1 protein-coding gene is annotated in these 521 nt (G+C 58.3%); it reads left to right on the top strand.

Going from position 1 to position 521, the window contains the following annotated elements; all coding sequences use genetic code 11:
* Nucleotides 1–212: globin domain-containing protein (locus tag ADIWIN_RS22440; RefSeq protein WP_498370487.1), on the top strand; the 212-nt coding region annotated here is incomplete at its 5' end.
* Nucleotides 213–521 lie beyond the last annotated feature (309 nt).

The following is a 521-nucleotide window of genomic DNA, read 5'->3' as shown; positions in this document are numbered from 1 at the left end:
GCTGGTGCGCGAATTTTTATGTTGGTGTGGCAACCGATGAGGTGCTGTTGCCGATGTATCCGGAGCAGCCCGACCTTGAGGGCGCCATCCAGCGTCTGACGGGTTTTCTGGAGCAGTATTGGGGCGGGCCCACGACGTATAGCGTAGGAGCGCGGGCATCCCCGTCTTCGTCTGCGTCATCAACCGTTCAAGGTGAACCCGCATGCTCGTGACCCGTTGGCTGCACCACATGCGGGCAGCTCTCACCACCCTAGAACTAGCCCCCGCTCCACGATGCCGAAATGTGGGACTACCTCGACCGTGCAGCGCACGCGATGGTTAATACGTTTGAGGATTAGTGACCGCTACTTTTGGCCGCGAACTTGGATTGGTTTCCGCTCCGCGAACTCGTTTCGATGAGATGGGGCATTCGTATTCTGAAGATAACCTCAGCAACCCGGGTCGGTGGCCGTAAGTTGTTGATGGACAGGCGCCGGAGTTCCTGCGCTGACCAGGTTTCGCTTGACTTCGTGGAAGCTGGT

The organism is Winogradskyella psychrotolerans RS-3 (assembly GCF_000427335.1).
GTDB classification, from domain to species: Bacteria; Bacteroidota; Bacteroidia; order Flavobacteriales; family Flavobacteriaceae; genus Winogradskyella; species Winogradskyella psychrotolerans.
This window is presented reverse-complemented; position numbering and strand designations above follow the sequence as displayed.